At 53.1% G+C, this 1,632-nt stretch carries 4 protein-coding genes and 1 pseudogene; all 5 read left to right on the top strand.

Translation table 11 applies throughout. The features are described from left to right. Positions 1–196: pseudogene (locus tag HV796_RS43815) on the top strand (hypothetical protein); the annotation flags it as partial. Between the two features lie 97 nt (positions 197–293). Then, positions 294–587 (top strand): hypothetical protein, encoded by a 294-nt coding sequence (locus HV796_RS42175; RefSeq protein ID WP_175233534.1) that lies wholly within the window; start codon positions 294–296, stop codon positions 585–587. 47 nt (positions 588–634) lie between these two features. Continuing rightward, complete coding sequence (locus HV796_RS42170) at positions 635–835, top strand: hypothetical protein (protein WP_175233533.1); 201 nt, start codon at positions 635–637, stop codon at positions 833–835. Between the two features lie 28 nt (positions 836–863). Beyond that, complete coding sequence (locus HV796_RS45245) at positions 864–1,229, top strand: hypothetical protein (protein WP_246356399.1); 366 nt, start codon at positions 864–866, stop codon at positions 1,227–1,229. After that, positions 1,165–1,431 (top strand): type II toxin-antitoxin system RelE/ParE family toxin, encoded by a 267-nt coding sequence (locus tag HV796_RS42160; RefSeq protein ID WP_175233531.1) that lies wholly within the window; start codon positions 1,165–1,167, stop codon positions 1,429–1,431. The genes HV796_RS45245 and HV796_RS42160 overlap by 65 nt, the downstream gene beginning before the upstream one ends. The last annotated feature ends 201 nt before the right edge of the window (positions 1,432–1,632 follow it).

Below are 1,632 nucleotides of genomic sequence, written 5' to 3'. Positions count from 1 at the left end.
CTCGGAAGAGAAGACCAGAATCACAAATATAGCGGAGGGTTTCGATTTCCTTGGCCAGAACGTGCGTAAGTACGACGGCAAGCTGCTGATCAAGCCAGCGAGAAAGAGTATTAAATCGCTGCTCGACAAGGTCAGGGACATCATCAAAGGTAACGCTAATCGAAGAGTGGAATGTGGGTCCAGCTTGCGACAGTGACTCGTGCCGGATTCCATTTGGTTTGGGGGTCGGCAATAACAACTCTCCGGTGGGCGTATTTATATCGTTCTCGAAAGGGCGTATCACCGAGATTGATGTGGAATTCGGTGAGAACTACTGGGATGAGATTACCCCCGTCCTCGATAGGAAGTACGGTGCAAGCTGGAATGTTGAACAGGACCCAAATTTTCTGATTACTGACTTGGAGACGAAGAAATCAGTCACGGTCGAGTGGATCACGCTTACACATCGTCCCAACGGCACGAATCGACGCACGGGTGACGCCTGCATGATTTGGGTGGTGAACTATGACGTGATCTTCCGGCATCATGACCCGCTGGGACCGTATCACTCCGTGTTCGCAATCAAACTTGTATCTGATAATTTTTGAAGTCTCTGCGAACAAGGCCAAAAACGTCGTTTGCATAAGGAAAATACATGGAAAGAGTAAACTCGTCGGGGGCCACTTTCAAAGCGGCTCCAATCAAAGCTGGCGCTCCATTTGGCGAATTTTGGGTGCAGATCACCTTGCCGAATGGCAAGCAGATTGGTATTGGTCAGTTTGAGAATTCTTTTGCCAATAGCGGTGAAGCAGAGCGTTGGATTAACGACCATATAGACGATCCTGAATATCAATAACGCCTGCTTGATCGGAGTATAGAAACTTGTGCGAGAAACGAAAACGGCGAATGTCCGACAGGAAGTCGGCGGCGCGGTATGTCTGCATGTTCTGGTCGGCGAGCGACGACTGCCGCGTGAGTTACAATTATTGAAACGTCTTTTGTTGGAGGTTGCGATGCTGACGGTTGAATTGCCGGATGGGCTGGAAGCGGCTGTGGTCATGGCTGCACGTCGTGCGGGGCGATCGGTGGACGAATATGTTGCTGCTGTCTTTGCCGATGCTCTGTCGGTCGAGATTGATCGCGCACGGCTGGATTCGTATCTGTCCGGTACGCCGGGAGTGTCGCATGAGCGGGCGCGGGCGTGGCTGGCCGATCTGGCCGCAGGAAAGCGTAGCGAATGTCCGCGTTGATCTGCATCCTGACGCGCTTGACGATGTGGCGCGTCTGTACGATTTCCTTTTCCCGCATAGTCCTGAGGCTGCGCAGCGCGCGGCCTCGGTCATTCTTGATGCCGCTGACCTGATTGCAGAAAATCCGGGCATTGGCGCGCCGCATCTCGAGTTCCGCGAGTGGCCCGCTAGGTTCGGCCGCAGCGCATACGTCATGAGCTAAAGTCGAAAGTGGTGTACGGGGGAGTTGAGGCGGGAAGTTGAAAGCGGTGGAGGTTTCAGCTGAGAATCTGATTGTCGAAGTCGGAAACCGGCAAAAAATCAAACCATCCACCATGAGCAAGGATACGGAAAAAGCAGTGGTCGGTCTATCGGGAGTCGGGCTTGGTCTGGACGAACTGGTTCGTCAAGGGGCACGGCAAAT

The organism is Paraburkholderia humisilvae (assembly GCF_902859855.1).
Classification (GTDB): domain Bacteria; phylum Pseudomonadota; class Gammaproteobacteria; order Burkholderiales; family Burkholderiaceae; genus Paraburkholderia; species Paraburkholderia humisilvae.
This window is presented reverse-complemented; position numbering and strand designations above follow the sequence as displayed.